The organism is Nostoc sp. NOS(2021) (assembly GCF_017115025.1).
Lineage (GTDB): Bacteria > Cyanobacteriota > Cyanobacteriia > Cyanobacteriales > Nostocaceae > Nostoc.
In genome coordinates this window covers 1-18,697 of sequence record NZ_JABXKM010000113.1, presented here as the reverse complement: position 1 = coordinate 18,697, position 18,697 = coordinate 1, and the positions used below count along the sequence as shown (strand labels likewise).

At 42.9% G+C, this 18,697-nt stretch carries 12 protein-coding genes; 5 read left to right on the top strand and 7 right to left on the bottom strand.

Going from position 1 to position 18,697, the window contains the following annotated elements; genetic code table 11:
• Window positions 1–45: 45 nt before the first annotated feature.
• From HWQ41_RS14115 to HWQ41_RS14100, 4 genes are all read right to left on the bottom strand, one after another.
• Window positions 46–2,559: an ABC transporter substrate-binding protein gene (locus HWQ41_RS14115; RefSeq protein WP_292763598.1), complete on the bottom strand. Its 2,514-nt coding sequence runs from the start codon at window positions 2,557–2,559 to the stop codon at window positions 46–48.
• 30 nt (window positions 2,560–2,589) lie between these two features.
• Window positions 2,590–2,967, bottom strand: a complete 378-nt coding sequence (locus tag HWQ41_RS14110; protein WP_292763596.1) for a hypothetical protein — start codon at window positions 2,965–2,967, stop codon at window positions 2,590–2,592.
• Between the two features lie 419 nt (window positions 2,968–3,386).
• On the bottom strand, window positions 3,387–5,072 hold the full coding sequence (gene ilvD, locus HWQ41_RS14105; protein ID WP_292763594.1) for a dihydroxy-acid dehydratase: 1,686 nt from the start codon (window positions 5,070–5,072) through the stop codon (window positions 3,387–3,389).
• 281 nt (window positions 5,073–5,353) lie between these two features.
• Window positions 5,354–6,754, bottom strand: coding sequence for a calcium-binding protein (locus tag HWQ41_RS14100; RefSeq protein ID WP_292763592.1), 1,401 nt, complete (start codon window positions 6,752–6,754; stop codon window positions 5,354–5,356).
• A gap of 539 nt (window positions 6,755–7,293) precedes the next feature.
• On the opposite strand from HWQ41_RS14100, the gene HWQ41_RS14095 reads away from it, so the two are divergent.
• Window positions 7,294–7,479, top strand: coding sequence for a hypothetical protein (locus tag HWQ41_RS14095; protein WP_292763590.1), 186 nt, complete (start codon window positions 7,294–7,296; stop codon window positions 7,477–7,479).
• Between the two features lie 630 nt (window positions 7,480–8,109).
• Here the strand turns inward: HWQ41_RS14095 and HWQ41_RS14090 are convergent.
• The 3 genes from HWQ41_RS14090 to HWQ41_RS14080 all read right to left on the bottom strand — a co-directional run bounded on the left by HWQ41_RS14090 (window position 8,110) and on the right by HWQ41_RS14080 (window position 14,245).
• Window positions 8,110–8,793 (bottom strand): hypothetical protein, encoded by a 684-nt coding sequence (locus tag HWQ41_RS14090; protein WP_292763589.1) that lies wholly within the window; start codon window positions 8,791–8,793, stop codon window positions 8,110–8,112.
• Between the two features lie 715 nt (window positions 8,794–9,508).
• On the bottom strand, window positions 9,509–10,306 hold the full coding sequence (locus tag HWQ41_RS14085) for a calcium-binding protein (RefSeq protein ID WP_292763588.1): 798 nt from the start codon (window positions 10,304–10,306) through the stop codon (window positions 9,509–9,511).
• Between the two features lie 822 nt (window positions 10,307–11,128).
• On the bottom strand, window positions 11,129–14,245 hold the full coding sequence (locus tag HWQ41_RS14080) for an MFS transporter (protein WP_292763587.1): 3,117 nt from the start codon (window positions 14,243–14,245) through the stop codon (window positions 11,129–11,131).
• Between the two features lie 747 nt (window positions 14,246–14,992).
• Here HWQ41_RS14080 and HWQ41_RS14075 point away from each other — a divergent pair.
• The 4 genes from HWQ41_RS14075 to HWQ41_RS14060 all read left to right on the top strand — a co-directional run bounded on the left by HWQ41_RS14075 (window position 14,993) and on the right by HWQ41_RS14060 (window position 18,529).
• Entirely contained in the window at window positions 14,993–16,258 is a 1,266-nt protein-coding gene (locus tag HWQ41_RS14075; protein ID WP_292763586.1) for a histidine kinase, read from the top strand.
• Between the two features lie 141 nt (window positions 16,259–16,399).
• A complete protein-coding gene (locus HWQ41_RS14070) occupies window positions 16,400–16,861 on the top strand; it encodes a BON domain-containing protein (RefSeq protein ID WP_292763584.1) in 462 nt (153 codons plus the stop codon).
• A 187-nt stretch (window positions 16,862–17,048) separates the two neighbouring features.
• The gene (locus HWQ41_RS14065) at window positions 17,049–17,483 is read left to right on the top strand and encodes a CAAD domain-containing protein (protein WP_292763583.1); all 435 of its coding nucleotides are present in this window, start codon (window positions 17,049–17,051) and stop codon (window positions 17,481–17,483) included.
• Between the two features lie 638 nt (window positions 17,484–18,121).
• Window positions 18,122–18,529 carry a hypothetical protein gene (locus tag HWQ41_RS14060; RefSeq protein ID WP_292763582.1) on the top strand — a complete coding sequence of 136 codons (408 nt, stop codon included), beginning with the start codon at window positions 18,122–18,124 and terminating at the stop codon, window positions 18,527–18,529.
• Window positions 18,530–18,697 lie beyond the last annotated feature (168 nt).

The window sequence follows — 18,697 nt, the reverse complement described above, 5'->3', positions numbered from 1 at the left end:
TATCAGAATGAGTAAGTGCGATCGCTATTAAGTAAAGCTTCAAAACTAAGGTTGAATCGCTACAAACTCATATTCATTAGTTCCAGATTTTTGTTGAACTTTGACTAAGAAGATTTTATTGTTTATGCGATCGCCTGATGGGGAAAACTGAATCTTTCCCGTTGCACCATCAACTGAAAAACTTGGATTGTGCAGCACCTTCTGCAATTCATTACGCTTGTTGGTTTGCCGCAAACCTGCGATGATCGCTAAAGTAGCGTCATAAGTCGTCGCCGTTCGCCAATTCACTGTACCACCCCAAAGTTTCAGAGCATTCTGCCCAAAAGGATTACCAGTAAATGCTTGAGGATACCAAGGGACGGCAAGTACCATGCCGTCAACATCGCCTTTCCCCTCCTGTAGAATTTTTTGCGTATACGGACCAGGATTGCTAAATAGAGGCAAACGACCTTTGTTAGCTTGTGCCACCGCTAGACCTTTCTTCCTTTCGTCTATCGGGAAAGTTAATAGCAAGCCATTTGCACCACTGGCAATAGCTTGAGAAATCACTGCATTGGGGTCAAAGTTGGAGGCAGAAATATCACAATCTGTGTGATTAATCTGTCCGCCAACAGACCTTATCGCTTTGGCAAACTCATCTTTGAGCGATTGATGATCAATACTGGTGGAATAATAAGCACAAACAAGAATATTGCTATTAGGAACATTCTTGATCGCGTAATTAGACAGTTTTTCTGCCACTAGGTTAGTACGGAGACTAGTGCGGAATATATAGTTGTAGTATTGAGGCAGTGGAGCAGAACTGGTGGGAGATATCATCACTAGCCCGTTCCCCTTCTGGAGGTACACAGTGGCAGCATTAATTAAGGCACTAGTAGAGTTAGGCCCGACAATAGCCAAAATGCTGTTATCGTTAACAAACTGGGTGGCAATATTTGAGGCTATATTTGGGTCATTATCATCATTAGCAATCACCACCTGCAATAGCTTGTCATTAATGCCACCATTTTTATTCAGTTCATCTTGAGCCTGAGCTACACCGCGTAGCATCTCTTGTGATAATTCCAAATTATTGCCAATAGGTACGCTCACAGCAATTTTGAGAAAATTACCTTTCTGCCGAGCCTGAGCGTTATTCAAGTAAATCAATGCTTCTGGATCTGTACGATTAGTTGCGCGATATGAATTTAACTTATCAATAGCAGCCTGACAATCACCTTTAGCAAATGCTTTAACTCCAGCTTCTTTATCTGGATTTGTATCTTGTTTTAATAAAATTTTTTCACCCAAGCTAATTCTGTCGTTCAAGCTATACGGCTCTTGAACACAGACATTTTCTGTAATTTGAGGTGTAGATATAGGTCGAAAAACATATACTATAGTACCGCCAATAGCTACTCCGATGATTCCCGCTATCACATAGTTTAGAAAATTGCTATTTTGGGGAGGTGGAGGATTGACACCTACCGGAGGTGTAATAAGTGGCTGTTCGGCAATTATCGGAGCTTCGATTAAAGCTATATCTTCATCTCTGAGTCCTAACGCTTGCTGAAGACGTTTCAAGTTATGGCGGGTTTTATCGCTAAGAGGAAACCCTTTTTTAATCTCGTCGCGGAACGCTAGCTCATATCGCTGCAATTTTTTCTTTTTGTCTTCGATAGGTGCTAAAACCTGAGTTTCAATTGCAGCCGCGTCTTCAGATGATAGTTTCAAAGTCTCTTGTAGTGCGTCCAATGCAGCGCGACCAGCAACAGAAATTTCACCGTTACCACCCTCTACCCAATATTCAACTTCTCGAAGATATGTGAGTCTGGGATCATTACTTGGTGCTTTGGCAAGTTTGATTTTATAGCCGCCTTTGATAGGATATATCTCTGGTTTCATCGCTGGAGCTGCTTCTTGTACCTTCTTGGCAGCATAATCATGTAATTCATCAACAGAGATCCAACCATCTTCATCCCGATCTGCTGCACCATTCTCCAAGCCTTCAACTATATAGCGGGTGTAAGTTGAGGTATCTGCCCCTTGCTCTTCAAAGGAAAGTTGGGTTGAGGTGGAAGAAGTGAGAACAGCCCGCCCTTCTCCACCCAATTGATTCTTGACATCTACAAAACCATCATCTCTTGCTAACAGACCTTCGGCAAACGCACCACTAAAGCAACAATCGAGAATTACTACCTCGCGTTTGCAACGGCTATTACTCATGACCTCATGCACAAAGTTAGCTGGTACTGTTGTTGCCTTAACTAGCACTCCTTTGTCATTTTTGCGGGTGTTGCGAGCTGCAAAGTAAAGTTTACCACTCTCATCTTTAATCCCATGTCCAGAGAAAAATAGCAGTAAGAGATCATCTTTTTGACGACCATCAAACAAGATTTCGATCGCTTCCTGCATTACATGTTGTTGAGGATTTATCAGTAGTGTGACGTCATCAAAACCGCCAATTTCTGGATGCAGCAAAACTCGCTGCATTGCTTCGACATCTTTTGTCGCCGCAGGTAACGGGCTAAGACCAGACTCATACTCACTGACTCCGATTAGCAGCGCTACTTTCGCCATCTCGTTATTCTTCCTTACTGCTGGAATTTATTAGTTACCTGCGACAAACTTTTGTGCTTGTTCAATGGCGGCGGTTAATTCTTCTTGACTGCTAGCTTTGACTTTAAGTTTTTTGCCGTTAGCCTCAACTTCTAATTCAACGGTTTTGTTACCCAAGCGATCGCCCAAAAATCCCAACAATTTCTTAAAATTGGCAAGGCTCACCTCTGTCTGCAACACCCCCACCAGAAACCCGCCAACAGACTTGGCTCCTTCGGGTATTTCTGTAACTGCTACAAGTTCAGCACTTTCCACATCTAAGTCTTTGATTTCTCGCAGCAAATTCCGTGTTTCCCGTTCTTGCTCATCTGCATCTAAATCTGAATTAGAAAGAGCGATCGTCAGTTTGACGTTAGATTCAGAACTCATTTTGTGCCCTTTTAGGTTTTTCAGCAGTTGATGGTCAATTCTATTTCTGTAGTATATCGATTGACATCACATCTTCTATGTAAATTTCCTGAAACTTTTTCAAGATTTTTCCAAAAACTCATAAAATTTAGGTAAAAATCTGGTATAAACAGAGAATATCCCTCTTCAATAGCTTCCAAACTTAGAGGCGATCAACAGTATTTCATCTGACAAGTTTTTTCGGTACAGCAATTTGTTTTACCACGCTTGCGATCGCAAAGTAAGTTACTGAGTTTGTCCTTGCAACTTCTTTAGAGGCGATCACTAGATCAAACTAGTAGAGGACGGTGTAAATCCAGCGACCATCTCAACTAACCAGACAAGGGGCTTAAGCCCCTTGTTAAAGGTAGGTAAACTTGCGCTATATCATGTCAAGTTAATTAAAACAAGTCCAAATCTGTTACAGCACCAATACTGCTAGAAGAGACTAATTTGGCATATTTCGCCAACACGCCTTTAGTGTAACGTGGTGCCGGAGGTTGCCAGTTGGCACGACGACGGGCCAATTCTGCTTCCGATATATTCAACTGCAATAAACGAGCCGGTGCATCAATAGTAATACTATCGCCTTCTTCTACAAGAGCGATCGCACCACCAACTGCCGCTTCTGGAGCAACATGACCAACCACCATGCCGTAAGTACCCCCAGAAAAGCGCCCATCGGTAATTAATGCCACAGCATCACCCAAACCAGCACCGATAATTGCTGAGGTGGGAGCCAACATTTCTCGCATTCCCGGGCCGCCCCTTGGCCCTTCGTAGCGGATGACTAGAATATCACCAGGTTGAATCTTACCCGCCAAAATTGCATCTAAAGAGGCTTCTTCCGATTCAAACACCCGTGCTGGCCCGGTAATGACTGGTTTTTTCACGCCGGTAATTTTGGCGACAGCCCCTTCCGTTGCCAGATTACCTCTGAGAATAGCTAAATGTCCTTGGGGATACATCGGGTTATTCCAAGTCCGAATCACATCTTGGTTGGCGGATGGTTCTTCTGGGATATCTGCTAATATCTCTGCAATTGTTTGGCCGCTAATGGTGAGGCTATCACCGTGTAATAAGTCATGCACAAGTAGCATCTTCATGACTTGCGGAATACCACCAGCTTTGTGCAAATCTGTCGCTACATATTTACCACTTGGTTTTAAATCACACAAAACGGGAACACGGGCGCGGATAGTTTCAAAGTCATCCAGAGTTAACTCTACATTAGCAGCGCGGGTGATCGCTAATAAATGCAACACTGCATTGGTCGAACCACCCACCGCCATAATCACAGAAATGGCATTCTCTATAGATTTACGCGTGATAATTTGGCGGGGTAAGATTTGTTTGCGAATCGCTTCGACTAACACATAAGCCGATTTTTCCGTGCTGTCGGCTTTTTCGGCATCTTCCGCCGCCATTGTCGAAGAATAGGGCAAACTCATCCCCATCGCTTCAAATGCTGAAGACATGGTGTTAGCTGTGAACATTCCCCCACAGGAACCAGCGCCAGGACAAGCCCGATTTTCAACTTCTAATAATTCCTTTTCGTCAATTTTTCCGGCACTATATTGACCAACAGCTTCAAAACAACTGACAACAGTTAAATCGCGTCCGTTATAGTGACCGGGTTTAATTGTGCCACCGTAAACAAAGATCGCCGGGATATTCATCCGCGCGATCGCCAGCATTGCCCCTGGCATATTTTTATCACAACCGCCAATCGCTAGCACACCATCCATACTTTGTCCAGTACAGACGGTTTCAATGGAATCAGCAATCACTTCCCGCGACACTAGGGAATATTTCATCCCTTCTGTTCCCATCGAAATGCCATCGCTAATGGTAATTGTGCCGAACATTTGCGGCATCGCCCCGGCGGTTTTAATACTAACTTCTGCTATGAGCGCCAGTTGATTGATCCCCATATTACAGGGAGTAATCGTACTGTAACCGTTGGCAATGCCCACAATCGCTTTATTGAAATCTTCATCTTTAAAACCAACTGCTCGCAGCATAGCTCGATTAGGCGATCGCTGCACCCCTTGGGTCACAATTTGGCTTCTTAAATTCTCTGACATCTTTTTCCCTTCCGTGGCATCATCGCTTGTATTGCGATTGTATTACCTGATTTTCTCATGTATGCGCGGTGCGATCGAACATCAGCGAGCATGACCTCTTGCATAAATCAAAAATAAGAACCCCACTTCTATAGCAATCCTAAATCATTCGTGAACAACGAGATCCTCGACTTCTCTAAGAAGTCGAGGATCTGAGTCTTATGATTTGAACGAAATCAAATGCTATGAGAGCGATCGCTTATAAGTGGGGTATTAGGGACTTTTGCAACAAGTCTATTGAATTAAAGGATAATGTCGCTTGCCACTAGTTGTGGTGATCCTACGAGCTGAATCTCAAAGTTAGCCGACAGATTCCCAGCAGTATTACCTTGGAGAATACCTCCTGAATAACGGATCTGACCGGGTGCGGAGAATGCGCTGGCCCCAATGAAAGTGAAGGCTTGGTTGCCCGCTATAGTGGAGTTGGCGTCGATTGTAGATAGATCGATTTGATCGCCTGGCAAGTTACCGTTTCCAACAAAGTCAGTGATCACATCCCGTGAAACACCAGCAGGACTATCTGAAACTGAGTTGAACTTGAAAATATCGTTACCTGATCCTCCCGTGAGGCGATCGGTCCCAGTACCGCCAGTGAGTATATCGTTGCCACGACCGCCGTTAATAGTATCGTTGCCACTACCGCCGTCAATAGTATCGTTGCCAGTACCGCCAGAGTTAATAGTATCGTTGCCACTACCGGATTTAATAATATAGTTGTTATTGTTGTTAACACTACTGGTAAAGATAGTGCCGTTTTCATCACTGCTCCCAGAAGAGTAGCCAGTTGGAGAACGTCCGTCACTAGTGCCACTTGGCATTATGCTGAAACTGTCAATGTTATCGTCAGTAGCAGAACTGTTATCGTCAGTAGCAGAAAGGATAATGTCGCTTGCCACTAGTTGTGGTGATCCTGCAAGCTGAATCTCAAAGTCAGCCGACAGATTCCCAAAAATGCTAACTTGGAGAATACCTCCTGAATAACGAACCTGATCGGGTGCAGAGAATGCGCTAGCCCCAATGAAAGTTAAGGCTTGGTTGAGCGCTATAGTAGATAGATCGATTTGATCACCTGCACCTGGAAAGATACTGTTTCCAACTCCAACAAAGTCAGTGATCACATCCCGTGAAACACCAGCAGGACTATCAAAAGCTGAGTTGAACTTGAAAATATCGTTACCTGATCCTCCAGTGAGAATCTCAGTCCCAATACCGGCCTGAATCGTATCGTTGCCGTCACCGCCGTTTATCAATCCGTCTCCGCCGCCAACAAGGCTATCGTTGCCATCATCGCCGTTAATCGTATCGCCGCCAAAACTACCGGCCTGAATCGTATTGTTGCCGTCACCGCCGTTTATCAATCCGTCTCCGCCGCCAACAAGGCTATCGTTGCCATCATCGCCGTTAATCGTATCGCCGCCAAAACTACCGGCCTGAATCGTATTGTTGCCGTCACCGCCGTTTATCAATCCGTCTCCGCCGCCAACAAGGCTATCGTTGCCATCACCGCCGTTAATCGTATCGCCGCCAAAACCGCCCTGAATCGTATCGTTGCCGTCAAACCCGTTGATAAGATAAGGAACAAAAGAATTAGAAAAAGGAACACTAAGATTGTCAGCGCGATTAGTACCGTTAATGGTTGGCATAGTGAGTTTCTCCTAAACTTAGAGGGTAAAAAATTACCTCGTCATTTCCCCATCAGAAAACGGCGTTGCTGATTAAATGAATTTGGTTTCCCCCAAAGGCGCAAGGGAAACAGTTTCAAATTGAATTTTGGAATTTCACACTTTTATTCACTAACGTCGATAAAACAAGGTGTGTAAATAACGAGTGGGAAAATATAACTGAACCAAGCCTGATTAGAACAAGTCTTTACTATTAAGCCTGAAGATTTGAGAAGCACTGGATGTATTGATGATACTGGCATCAAAATTGTGCCAATAGTCATCTTATATCCTTGTAGCTTATGTATTCATTGGTTCCAGCACTAGGCTGCTAGGGAACAAGCAGATTTTCTCGTAAGGAATCGCATAGGTTTTAGGAGGTTTTTACTGTATTCAGAATAATAAGAGTATGATATTACCCTCAAGCGTACTTTTTTCTATCTATAAGAAAGAATAATTAACCATCTTTTTTTACTCCCGCTAGAACAAAATTTGAACCCTTTGTTCAGATAGGGTTGGTTTTGTCTATTGAGATTTTTTTGGTGATTTCTGTAGTTATATATAACGAAGTAATTGCCAATAAATTAAAAGCCTTGTTGACCAGTGCGATCGCTGCACCCCTTGCGTTACAATTTGGCTTCTCAAATTCTCTGACATCTTTTTTCCTTACGTGGCATCATCGCTTGTATTGCGATTGTATTACCTGATTTTCTCATGCTTATGCGGCGCGATCGACCGTTAGCAAGCATTGGCAATTCTCTATTTCTCAGATGTGCTTCTGTTGCTAATTAACAGTGTTAAGGAGATTATCAATCTGGAGCGTGCAGCCAATATCAGCGACTTTGTTGGTTGGTAAAATATGCTTTGTTGGTATTTGATGTGTTACTCACCCGTGATTGATTACAGCAATACCATTCTTGAGAGATGAAAGGGAACAGGGAACGGGGAACGGGGAACGGGGAACATTAAGCCACCCACAAGGGGATTGGGTTTCAACCTACCTTGGGATACAAGGATTTTTTCGCTCACGAGGGGCGAAAGCGCGTAGCGGGACGAAGTACGGCTTAAAGTCTTGCAACTCTACAAGACGTTACCGCGAACGGGGCTAATTCTCTCTTTTCTGTTCCCTCTTCCCTATTAAGAGTTCCCGTCCCGTTGGCGCAGCCTCTCGTAGAGAAGGGGATTTGTTAAAGCCGAGTGCATTTTGTCAATGCGCCTAAGTACAGAAATCTAATAATCACTATAAAAGGGAGAGGCAAGCTAAACTTACCTCTCGCCACGACTGTTTAATGATCAGAATTCTGCCTCCTGCCTTGAAAATAAGGCAGTCGATGAAATTAAAGGATAATGTCGCTTACCACTAGTTGTGGTGCTCCTACAAGCTGAATCTCAAAGTCTGCCGACAGATTCGCATCAGTGTTACCTTGGAGAATACCTCCTGAATAACGGATCTGACCGGGTGCAGAGAATGCGGCAGCCCCAATGAAAGTGAAGGCTTGGTTGCCCGCTAGAATCGAGTTGGCGTCGATGCTATATAGATCGATTCGGTCACCTGGCAAGCTACCGTTTCCAACAAAGTCAGTGATCACATCCCGTGAAAAACCAGCAGGACTCTCTGAAATTAAGTTGAACTCGAAATTATTGTTACCTGGTCCTCCAGTGAGAATATCAGTCCCAGCACCGCCAACGAGTGTGTCGTTGCCACTACCGCCAATAAGGCTATCGTTGCCACTACCGCCAATAAGGCTATCGTTGCCACTACCGCCAATAAGGGTATCGTCGCCCAATCCGCCAAAGAGGGTATCGTTGCCACTACTGCCAACAAGGACATCGTTGCCACTACCACCGTTAATGGTATTGTTGCCATTGCCGGCGTTAAGGACGTCGTTGCCCAATCCACCAAAGAGGCTATTGTTGCCACTACTGCCAACAAGGACATCGTTGCCACTACTGCCGTTAATGGTATTGTTACCACTACCGCCGAAAATATTAATTAAATCGATACCGTTAATGATTGCCATTAATGAGCTTCTCCTGAACTTGGTGGGTAAAAAAAATTACCTCGTCACTTCCCCACTAGAAAACGGCGTTGCTGATTAAGAGTATGAATTTGGTTTCCCCCAAAGGCGCAAAGGAAACAGTTTCAAACATTAAATTTTTGAATTCACACTTTTATTCAGTAACGCCGAGAAAACAAGGTGGGGAAATAACGAGTGGGAAGATATAACTGAACCAAGCCTGATTAGAACAAGTCTTTACTGTTAAGTCTGAAGACTTGAGAAGCACTGGATGTATTGATGATGCTGGCATCATAATTGTGCCAAGAGTCATGTTATATCCACGTGCCTTATGTATTCATTAGTTACAGTAGTAGGCTGCTAGGGAACAAGCAGATTTTCTCCTACGGAATTGCATAGCTTTTAGGAGGTTTTTACTGTATTCAGAATAATAAGACTATGATATTACCCTCAAGCGTATTTTTTTCTATCTATAAGAAAGAATAATTAACCATTTTTTTACTTTCGCCAGAACAAAATCTGAAACCCTTGATTTCAGATAGGGTTGGTTTTGCCGCTTGAGATTTGTTTGGTGGTTTCTGTAGTTATGTATAACGAAGTAATTGCCAATAAGATAATCACTATAAAAGGGAGAAGCAAGCTAAACTTACCTCTCCCCGCGACTGTTCAATGATCAGAATTCTGCCTCCTGCCTTATTTTCAAGGCAGGTCGATGAAATTAAAGGATAATGTCGCTTGCCACTAGTTGTGGCGCTCCTACAAGCCGAACCTCAAAGTCAGGTGACAGATTGCTATCAGTGTTACCTAGTAGAATACCTCCTGAATAACGCAGCTGACCAGGTGCGGAGAATGCGGCAGACCCAATGAAAGTGAAGGCTTGGTTGCCCGCTTTAGTGGTGTTAGCGTCGATGGCAGATACATCGATTCGGTCACCTAGCGAGTTACCCTTTCCAACAAAGTCAGCGATAAGATCCCGTTTACCAAAAGGACTATCTGAAACTGAGTTGAACTTGAAAACATCGTTGCCAGCACCGCCAACGAGTGTGTCGTTGCCAGTACCACCAACAAGTGTGTCGTTGCCAGCACCGCCAGTAAGGATATCCTTGCCAGCACCACCGTTAAGGATATCGTTGCCATCACCACCGATCAGGTTATCGTTGCCACTACCAGCGTTAAGGATATCGTTGCCAGCACCACCGTTAAGGGTATTGTTGCCATTGCCGGCGTTAATCACATCGTTGCCCAATCCGCCAATGAGGTTATCGTTGCCACTACCAGCGTTAATGATATCGTTGCCATTACCACCGTTAATGGTATTGTTGCCATTGCCGGCGTTAATCACATCGTTGCCATTACCACCGTTAATGCTGTCGTTGCCACTACCACCGATAAGGACATCATTACCATTAGTGCCGTTAATGGTTTTGTTACCACTAGGAGTGCTAACGATATTGCCGACGGTATTGCCCGAAGGAATAGTTATATTGAGACCAGGGATAAGGTTGATAATTGCCATTAATGAGCTGCTCCTAAATTTCAAGGGTAAAAAAATTACCTCGTCACTTCCCCATCAGAAAACGGCGTTGCTGATGTAGGAGTATGAATTTGGTTTCCCCCAAAGGCACAAAGGAAACAGTTTCAAATATTGAATTTTTGAATTTCATACTTTCATTAAGCAAGTCCAAGAAAACAAGGTGGAGAAATAACGAGTGGGAAGAGATAACTGAACCCGACCTGATTGGAGCAGGTCTTTGCTGTTAAGTCTGAATATTTGGGAAGATTTGAGAAGCACTAGATGTATTGATGATATTGGCATCAAAATTGTGCCAATAGTCATGTCATATCCTTGTGCCTGATGTCTTCACTGGTTCCAGTAGTAGGCTGCTAGGGAACAAGCAGATTTTCTCCTAGAGAATTGCATGGGTTCTAGGACGTTGTGACTGTATTCAGAATAACAAGACTATGATATTACTCTCAAGCGTACTTTTTTCTATCTATAAGAAAGAATAATTAACCATCTTTTTTTACTCTTGCCAAAACAAAATCTGAAACCCTTGATTTCAGATAAGGTTTTTTAATCTATATCGGAATAACAAGGTCGTGATCGTAAGTAGATTGGTGGGGAAAAACCAAATCATCTAAAAGTATGTACATGAACAACCAAGCTTAATTAAAGCACATTTCATAATCTTTATAAAACTTTACATAGTTACTTTTAATAGCACCAACCTACTTACCTGGGGGGTAGTTTGTTTTATTTATAAAAAAAAGTGGCATTCATTTGTAAAGACTGAATACCACTTAGTACTTTATCAAAATTCCTGATGACAGAGATATTTTACCCAGGTAGAGTTATCCCAGTCACAGCGATCGCACCACCAATCGCACTGGCACATAGGGAAGTGATAGCTGTCCCAAATATCCACCAGGCAGCATTTGCAACAGTCTTTTTGGTTTCTTCGGCTTGCTTTTTAGCTTGCTGTTGGATCGCTTTCAGGCGTTTTTGGGTTTCTTGCTGGATGCGTTCGGCTCGTTGCAGTACGCCATCCCGCGCAGCTTCTATTTGGTTGATAATGCGGTTCGCGTCCTCCTGAGAAATATCCTCACGAGAACTGATGACAGCAACTAGGGTGTCACGATCAAATTGACTGAGGCGATCGCGCAATGCTTCAAATCCAGCTTGTGGATCGTCGAACACTTTCGCAAAGTCTTGCTTAATCCCTTCATAGTTGAGTTCCGAACGATCCAGCGAGTTGAGATAGTTCCGAACTTTGGCAAAAACCCCATCCAGCACTGATTGCACCCTCTGCTGAATCTGCTGGAATTGTTCGACAATGGAGGTGCGAACCGACTCAATTTGATCCACAATTCGGTTAGCTTCCTCTTCTGAGATATCCTCCCGTTGGGATAATAGCGCCACAATTGTCGAACGGTCAAATTTCGAGGCGCGATCGCTTAAATTCCCAATTCCAGCGCGGGGAGAAGACAGCAGCAATTGCAAATCGCGCTTGATTCCTTCTGGGTTGAGTTCTTCTTTGTTGGTATTACGCAGGTATTGTTCAAGATTAGCTTCAAAATCTAAAGCTTGTTGAGCAGTACGCTTGGCCAAACGTCGTGGCGCTTTCACAATATCACCAATCGCATCTTGGGCGCGATCAATGATCTGATTAACCTGCTCTTGGCTCAAGTCTCCACGTTGACTCACGAGTTTAACCAAGGTTTCTCGATCAACATTTGACAAGCGATCGCGCAGTGCTAAGGCTCCGGCTTTGGGATCATCGAGTAATTTTTCCAAATCGCGCTTGATTCCTTCTGGATCAAGTTCTTCCAAGTTGGTATTGCGGAGATATTCGGCGAGCGCTTTTGTAGTTTTTTCGTACTGTTCTTTCGCCTGCTGCGGTACTTGCAAAATATTATCTCGGACTGCTTCGAGCTGATCGAGAGTTTGGTTTACCTGTTCTTCGCTCAAATCTTGACGCTGACTAAGCAATTGTACTAGTGTGTCGCGGTCGAATTGCGATAAGCGCGATCGCAAAAGGCTAATTCCGGCTTGCGGATCGTCTAGTAAAACTCCAAACTCGCGTTTGATTGCTTCGGGATTAAGTTCGTCTTTGTTAGTATTCCGCAGATAGTCTTCAACTCTTTGGCGCAATTCATCAGCTTTCGCTTTTGTTTGTTCTTGCACTTCTCTAGCACCATTCAAGAGATTATCGCGTTTGCTTTCGAGTTGACTAACAATATTATTAGCTTCTTCTTCGCTGATATCTTGACGCTGACTAAGCAATTGTACAAAAGTGTCGCGGTCAAATTGCCCGAAGCGGCTACTTAAATCTTCAAAGCCAGCTTCTGGATCTTCCAGCAACTTGGCAAAGTCCCGTTGAATACCTTCAGGATTGAGTTCTTCTTTCCCCGTCGAACGTAGATAATTTTCGATGCGGCTGCGGAAATCTTGCCCTTTTTCTTGCGTTTGGGCCTGCTTTACAGTTTCTAAAACTTCCAGGCGATCGCTTTCCATTTGTTCGGCAATTTCTTTCACCCTGGCTTCACTAATATCATCCCGCCGCTTCAGCAAGTTGGTAAAATATTCTTGATTTAGTTCTTCCAACTCCCGTCTCACAGTTGTCGGATCTGCATTTACGTCATAGATGACTTCTGGAAATTCATCTACTAGCGTAATTCGGTTAAAGTGCCAAGGAAAGGAATTCAATATGTATTCTTCTACATCTGCCTTAATCGTGTTTTTGAGTGATATTGGCAATTTGGCAGATACTTGCTCAGTTGCTTGCTCTCTAATTTTTTGGAGTTGTGCTGTGATTTGATCGACATCGACATCTTGAACTTTCTCTTTCAGCTTTTGCAACTGAGTTGTAATTTTGTTCACATCGATATTGGAAAGATTTACCCGATCCAGAACTGCTGGTGCAGCAGCGCTCAAGCCATATCGAATAGCTTGCTTGATTACACCATTGCCATTACCACCTCCAACTGTAACCAGTTGTTGAAGCCGTTCACCTAATTGCTCCGAATTCAGTTCTTCGGGAGTAGCAGAATTGAGCAAATTAATTACTTGTTCTGTGGGATTTTTGCGATTCAAAGCTTGTTGCCAAGCACCTTGAAATTGGTCAGAAATGCGATTGATATCTTCTTTAGATAAATCTGTGCGGCTGCTGATTAAATCAACAAATGTTTGGCGGTTGATATTCTGCAATAGGTCGCTGTTAGCAACAGATTCCAAATCTGGATCTTTCAAAAGCTGGTCAAATTGATTACGAATTTCTTTGATATCCAGCTTTGGTAATTGCAGAGAACCTAATGAACTTTGGAGGGTATTTTTAATACCTTCAGGATCAAAACCTGAAGTTAATTCCCGCCGGACTGCGGCTGTAATATCTTCAGCAGTAGAAACTAACTGTTTTTTCGCCGCATTAGCGCCAATGCCACCAGTTGCTGTACCGATCAGAGCTTGAAAACCAGAAGTGACAGTATTAGCGATAGAACCAATTAAAGAACCTACCGCCGATGAACCCAACCAAATTACCAATGAGAAATAGGTAGACCAAATGACTACACCGATAATTGCTCCTAAAAATGCACTTTCGATTAAGCTAAGTTTTACCGCTAGAAAACAAGCAATAAATAATGCAATGCTAGCGGTTATCAATGCCCAAGAACCAACTTTAGCTTGAACTTCACGAATTTTACTACCCAAACTTTCATCATCAGAATCTGAGTCAATTTCCCAAGATGAAATTCCGACAGCGACTGAAAAGTTTGTGAATAACAATTGAAAGGCAAATGCCATCGAAACCCCAGCCAGCAATGCTACCAAGAATTTAGGGCCAGAAAAAAGAACTGATGCTTCTTCTGGAGTTAGTACTTCCTGAGCTAAAGTTATCGGCGCTAATCCAAAAGGCAGCCAGTTCCATCCCAATATAGTTAAAACACCTTGAAACATAGGATTTTCTCACTTGCACTCAATTAAATAGCCATTTCATAAATGGCTTACTCATTAATTTAATTATTAGTTATACAAGCTGACACTTTCTTAAGTAATAAATTTGTTTGCCAAAAGTCGTATTTTACAAAAAACAAATATTGTTATTACTTTTTAACTAAAGAAAAGAATTTAGGTTGAATTGAATGATTTTGTGATCATCTCATAAAATCTTCTTAACAAAAGTAAATTTTATAAAAATGCATCCACAGATACGGCAAGTTTCAAACGGGTGAGGTAGAGTACCAAACGGTAGGGAACAATGTTTATTGGTGTTAATCTTCTAAGATAGAAGCCAGCACTGGCAAGCGTTCTCTAGTGACCCTGACTCTCTCTACAAAATTGGGTGACGAAATAAAGCAGATTGATCCTGAAGTTTAAACCGATATATAGCTGTGTGTCCCTACTAAGGATTACATCTAATAGATAATTTTTTCGCAGAAAGAAATTTAGTTAATTTTAAAACTCCTATTTTAGACAAAAATTTGACAAATAAAATAGTGAATATCTAAGTTTTTGCAAAACATAATTTATTTGATATCTATGAAGTTTTGTTAACTTAGATTAGCTCAAAGCACCTATATCTAATGATAGAGATAAAAATTATTCCAAACGATTGATTAAAAATAAACACAAATATGTATTAATAAGGGTTATTACGAGCTATAAATATAGTGAATAATTGGTTTTTGCTGAGGAGAGAAAATAATGGTTGTGGGTGTACATAAACGTGGTGTAGGTGTATTTTCTAATCGTCGAGATGTTGAAAATGCCCTACATGAATTAAAAAATGTCGGCTTTGACATGGATAGAGTCTCCGTGATTACGCAGGATGGAGACAAAGATGATATTGCTGGGGCAGAAGTACGCGATCGCGTCGGTGATAAATCTGACGAAGGCGCTAAAGTCGGAGCAGCTACAGGCGGTGCTTTGGGCGGATTAACTGGTTTATTAGTCGGTCTTGGGACTTTGGCAATTCCTGGAATTGGGCCAATTATGCTCGCTGGAGCCGCAGCAACTACCCTAGCTACCACCCTGGCTGGTGCTGGTATTGGTGCAGTAGCTGGTAGTTTGCTTGGTGCATTGATTGGTTTAGGAATTCCCGAAGAAAGGGCCAGAGTTTACGACGAACGCGTAAGGCGAGGACACTATTTAGTCATCGTCGATGGCACAGATACAGAAATCCTCACAGCAGAAGCAATTCTAAAACGTCAGGGTGTGGAAGAGTTTGGCATTTACGACAACCCAGATGCGAGAAATGCAACCGCTGATTATGTCACTCCAACTCCGACTGCGGCTCATAGCGGTGTTGCTAGACGCGCAATTGGGGTATTTTCTCATCGTCGAGATGCAGAAACAGCACTTACAGAATTACGAGATGCGGGTTTTCCCTTAAGTACAGTCTCCATCATTGCCAAGGATACAAACGGTCAAGGGATCGCTGGTGTAGATGTAGATAGAAAGGTCGGTACAGGAAATAAAGCAGACGATGGGGTAAAAACTGGAGCAGCTACAGGCGGTGTTCTAGGCGGCTTGACTGGCTTATTAGTTGGTCTTGGGACTTTAGCGATTCCTGGAGTCGGGCCAGTGATTGCAGGTGGCGCAGTAGCCACAGCTTTGGCGACAACAGCGGCGGGCGGTGCGATCGGTGCAGCTGCTGGGGGTATTGTTGGCGGACTGGTTGGCTTGGGAATTCCTGAAGACAGGGCGCGAGTTTATGGCGATCGCTTCCAAAGAGGGGACTACTTAGTAATTATCGATGGTACGGAAGCTGAAATCCACCAAGCTGAAGCGATTCTCAAACGTCGAGGTATTGAAGAATTTGCTATCTATGATGCCACTGAGATCAGTGAACATCGCCCAGGTTTCGACAGAGTAACGCATCAGAGCGATCGCACCAATTACTCATCAACAGAGCCTGATAGAGACGAGCCTGCCGTAGTCATTGTTGATCGTCGTGATGAAACACTCTAACCCAAGGTAGTTTTCACTCACACTAATTCTACAAAATTGCAGGAGCCAAAAGTCGAAAACTTTGCTCCTGACTAAAAAACTTGCTCCTCCCTTCTGCCGTAAATATCAGCAAATTTCACTTTCCGATTCCGAATTAAACATATGCAAAAGCTAACCCCCTTCTTAATTAGCTGCCTTTTAGTTTTTGGTGTTGCTGCTTGTGATAACGCTTCTAAAACAAGTGAATCTGCACCCAATAATGCTAATGATGCTCCCCAAACACCGACCGCAAAAACAACAGAGGCTTCTCAACAAGACGCACAAAGTGAAGTTCGCAGAAAACAAGCTAATTCTGATATTCGCGCCCGCGAACAGCGCAATAATACCACTGGTGGCGATACAACAAGAGCTAAAGGTGACTTAGCAAGTGAAGTTCGCTCCAAGTTGGAGGTTAACATACCCAAGAGTCAACTAACAGTTAATGCCGCAGACGATGGGACTGTAACTGTTGGCGGAACTGTGAGCAATCAAAAGGAGTTGGCTAAGATTGAACCTTTATCTAAGCAAATTAAAGGCGTCAAAATTGTAGTTGTTAAAGCGACTGTTGCCCCAGCAAAACCATAAGGCAGCTAACAATATATCTAAGTGAGTAGGTAGGCATAAATAAATTTAGATGCTCCTGCTCAATCTGAGTGGTCAGTTATACTTGTTACTGACCACTCAGAATGGAAAACTGATGAACTTAATAATTATATTTATTGATGCTCAGTTCAGTTATACAAGCTCTTTGTAATCGCCGAAAATAGAAATTATGGAAACCGAACAACAGCAAGATGAATCCATCAATGCTTCCTTATCGCAAGGTACGCTAGCACTTGAAGGTACAGATACTGCAAACTTGCCAAGGTTATTACCAGCAGCTGAACCTGAATCTCAATGGCAGCAAATTAGCAGACAAGCTACTCAATTTTTGGAGCAACTGCCCGAATACTTAAGTAACTTTTTTAAGGACTACAAGCAGCCTCTAATAACCGTTGCTTTAATTTTGACGGCGATTGTTTCAGCGAAGGTAGTATTAGCAGTACTGGATGCAATCACTCATATTCCACTACTATCACCGCTCTTTGAGTTAGTTGGAATTAGTTACGCCAGTTGGTTTATTTTCCGTTATCTACTGAAGGCTTCTACTCGTCAAGAATTAGCCGATGAAATTCAATTTCTGAAAAACCAATTTCTGGGCGAATAAATTTCTAACCCATTAAACCTCTTGCAAAAGTCCCCTAACACCCCACCCGCAGGCGGGGAGGGGTTCTTTTTTTGATTTATGCAAGAAGTCTATCAAACTAGTGTGTAAACCTTCAGTCAAAACCCTTGTTTTACCCAATAAGCGTAAATTATCAGTATTTAACCGGGCTTAAGATTAGTCTTTTGGATACATCAAAAGATAGAGAGTATAACATTATATTTAAATTTTAATCACCTCTAAAGATAGTCGCTCGGAGATGAAAAAAAGCCTAATCTAGTTTTTGAAGTTATAAGAATGCTGCTTGAAAACACTTGAAGATGTGTCCGACCTAAGGTCGATACATCTGTACTTTAGACAAGGGATGAAAAGGGCAAAAAGCCTTTAGGCTTAAGTCAATTTTGTGATTGAACATGGTAAAATACTCAGATCAGTATAAGATTTAAAAACCTACCCCCAGACTGGGGGGAAGTGATGCCCGAAACAACCTTGAGGAGATATGACTACGCACTTTTTTGTGCAAACGTAGTCAGCCTGGGAACCTGAGAAATCAGGATATCAAAACAGTGATGTTTTAAGAATCTCCGTCTTTTTAGAGCGGAAAGTGTCAATTAATACATTCTTTAACGAGGACATAATTTATGGCTAATGAAGGAGTTAACAAAGGTATAGATTCATCCGATCGCGCTGAATCCGATACATACGATCGCGGCATTATCCCAGCTGAAACAGCTGCTCGAATGGAAAGAGAAGGAAATCTGTACAAAACACTCCCCACAGAAGAAAGGGAGGCAGATGCACCTACGGATGACCAAACCGATCCAGATAGTATACGCACCACTGACGGTTATACTGTGGACAAAGAAGGTTTGTTGAACAACTATGCTGTTGAACCGGAAATGTACTACGAAGAACCGGGTGATGCACGTAAACAAGCAGCAGAAGATACCGCCGAACGTGTTGAAGAACTCGCAGAAGTTAATCAGGACGAGGAAGGCAAGTTGACCGAAAAGGGTGACAAACGCGGTAGAGGCCCAGGAATAATTTAATTCACAAGTATGCTTTTGCTGGGTGCAATTACACGTCAGAAGGCGAAATAGGTGGTTTGTAGAGACGCAATCATTGCGTCTCTATTTAGTATGGGCTAATATTTCGAGAAGTATGTTATATCATGTCCGCTTGATTGCTTATTAAACCCGAAGAACCCCACCCCCGCC

Bases quoted from the DNA above. Each gene is read 5' to 3' on its own strand.
- HWQ41_RS14070 (WP_292763584.1), top strand. From the start codon at position 16,400: ATGCAAAAGCTAACCCCCTTCTTAATTAGCTGCCTTTTAGTTTTTGGT.
- HWQ41_RS14065 (WP_292763583.1), top strand. From the start codon at position 17,049: ATGGAAACCGAACAACAGCAAGATGAATCCATCAATGCTTCCTTATCG.
- ilvD (WP_292763594.1), bottom strand. From the start codon at position 5,072: ATGTCAGAGAATTTAAGAAGCCAAATTGTGACCCAAGGGGTGCAGCGA.
- HWQ41_RS14100 (WP_292763592.1), bottom strand. From the start codon at position 6,754: ATGCCAACCATTAACGGTACTAATCGCGCTGACAATCTTAGTGTTCCT.
- HWQ41_RS14075 (WP_292763586.1), top strand. From the start codon at position 14,993: ATGGTTGTGGGTGTACATAAACGTGGTGTAGGTGTATTTTCTAATCGT.
- HWQ41_RS14110 (WP_292763596.1), bottom strand. From the start codon at position 2,967: ATGAGTTCTGAATCTAACGTCAAACTGACGATCGCTCTTTCTAATTCA.
- HWQ41_RS14115 (WP_292763598.1), bottom strand. From the start codon at position 2,559: ATGGCGAAAGTAGCGCTGCTAATCGGAGTCAGTGAGTATGAGTCTGGT.
- HWQ41_RS14090 (WP_292763589.1), bottom strand. From the start codon at position 8,793: ATGGCAATCATTAACGGTATCGATTTAATTAATATTTTCGGCGGTAGT.
- HWQ41_RS14080 (WP_292763587.1), bottom strand. From the start codon at position 14,245: ATGTTTCAAGGTGTTTTAACTATATTGGGATGGAACTGGCTGCCTTTT.
- HWQ41_RS14085 (WP_292763588.1), bottom strand. From the start codon at position 10,306: ATGGCAATTATCAACCTTATCCCTGGTCTCAATATAACTATTCCTTCG.
- HWQ41_RS14060 (WP_292763582.1), top strand. From the start codon at position 18,122: ATGGCTAATGAAGGAGTTAACAAAGGTATAGATTCATCCGATCGCGCT.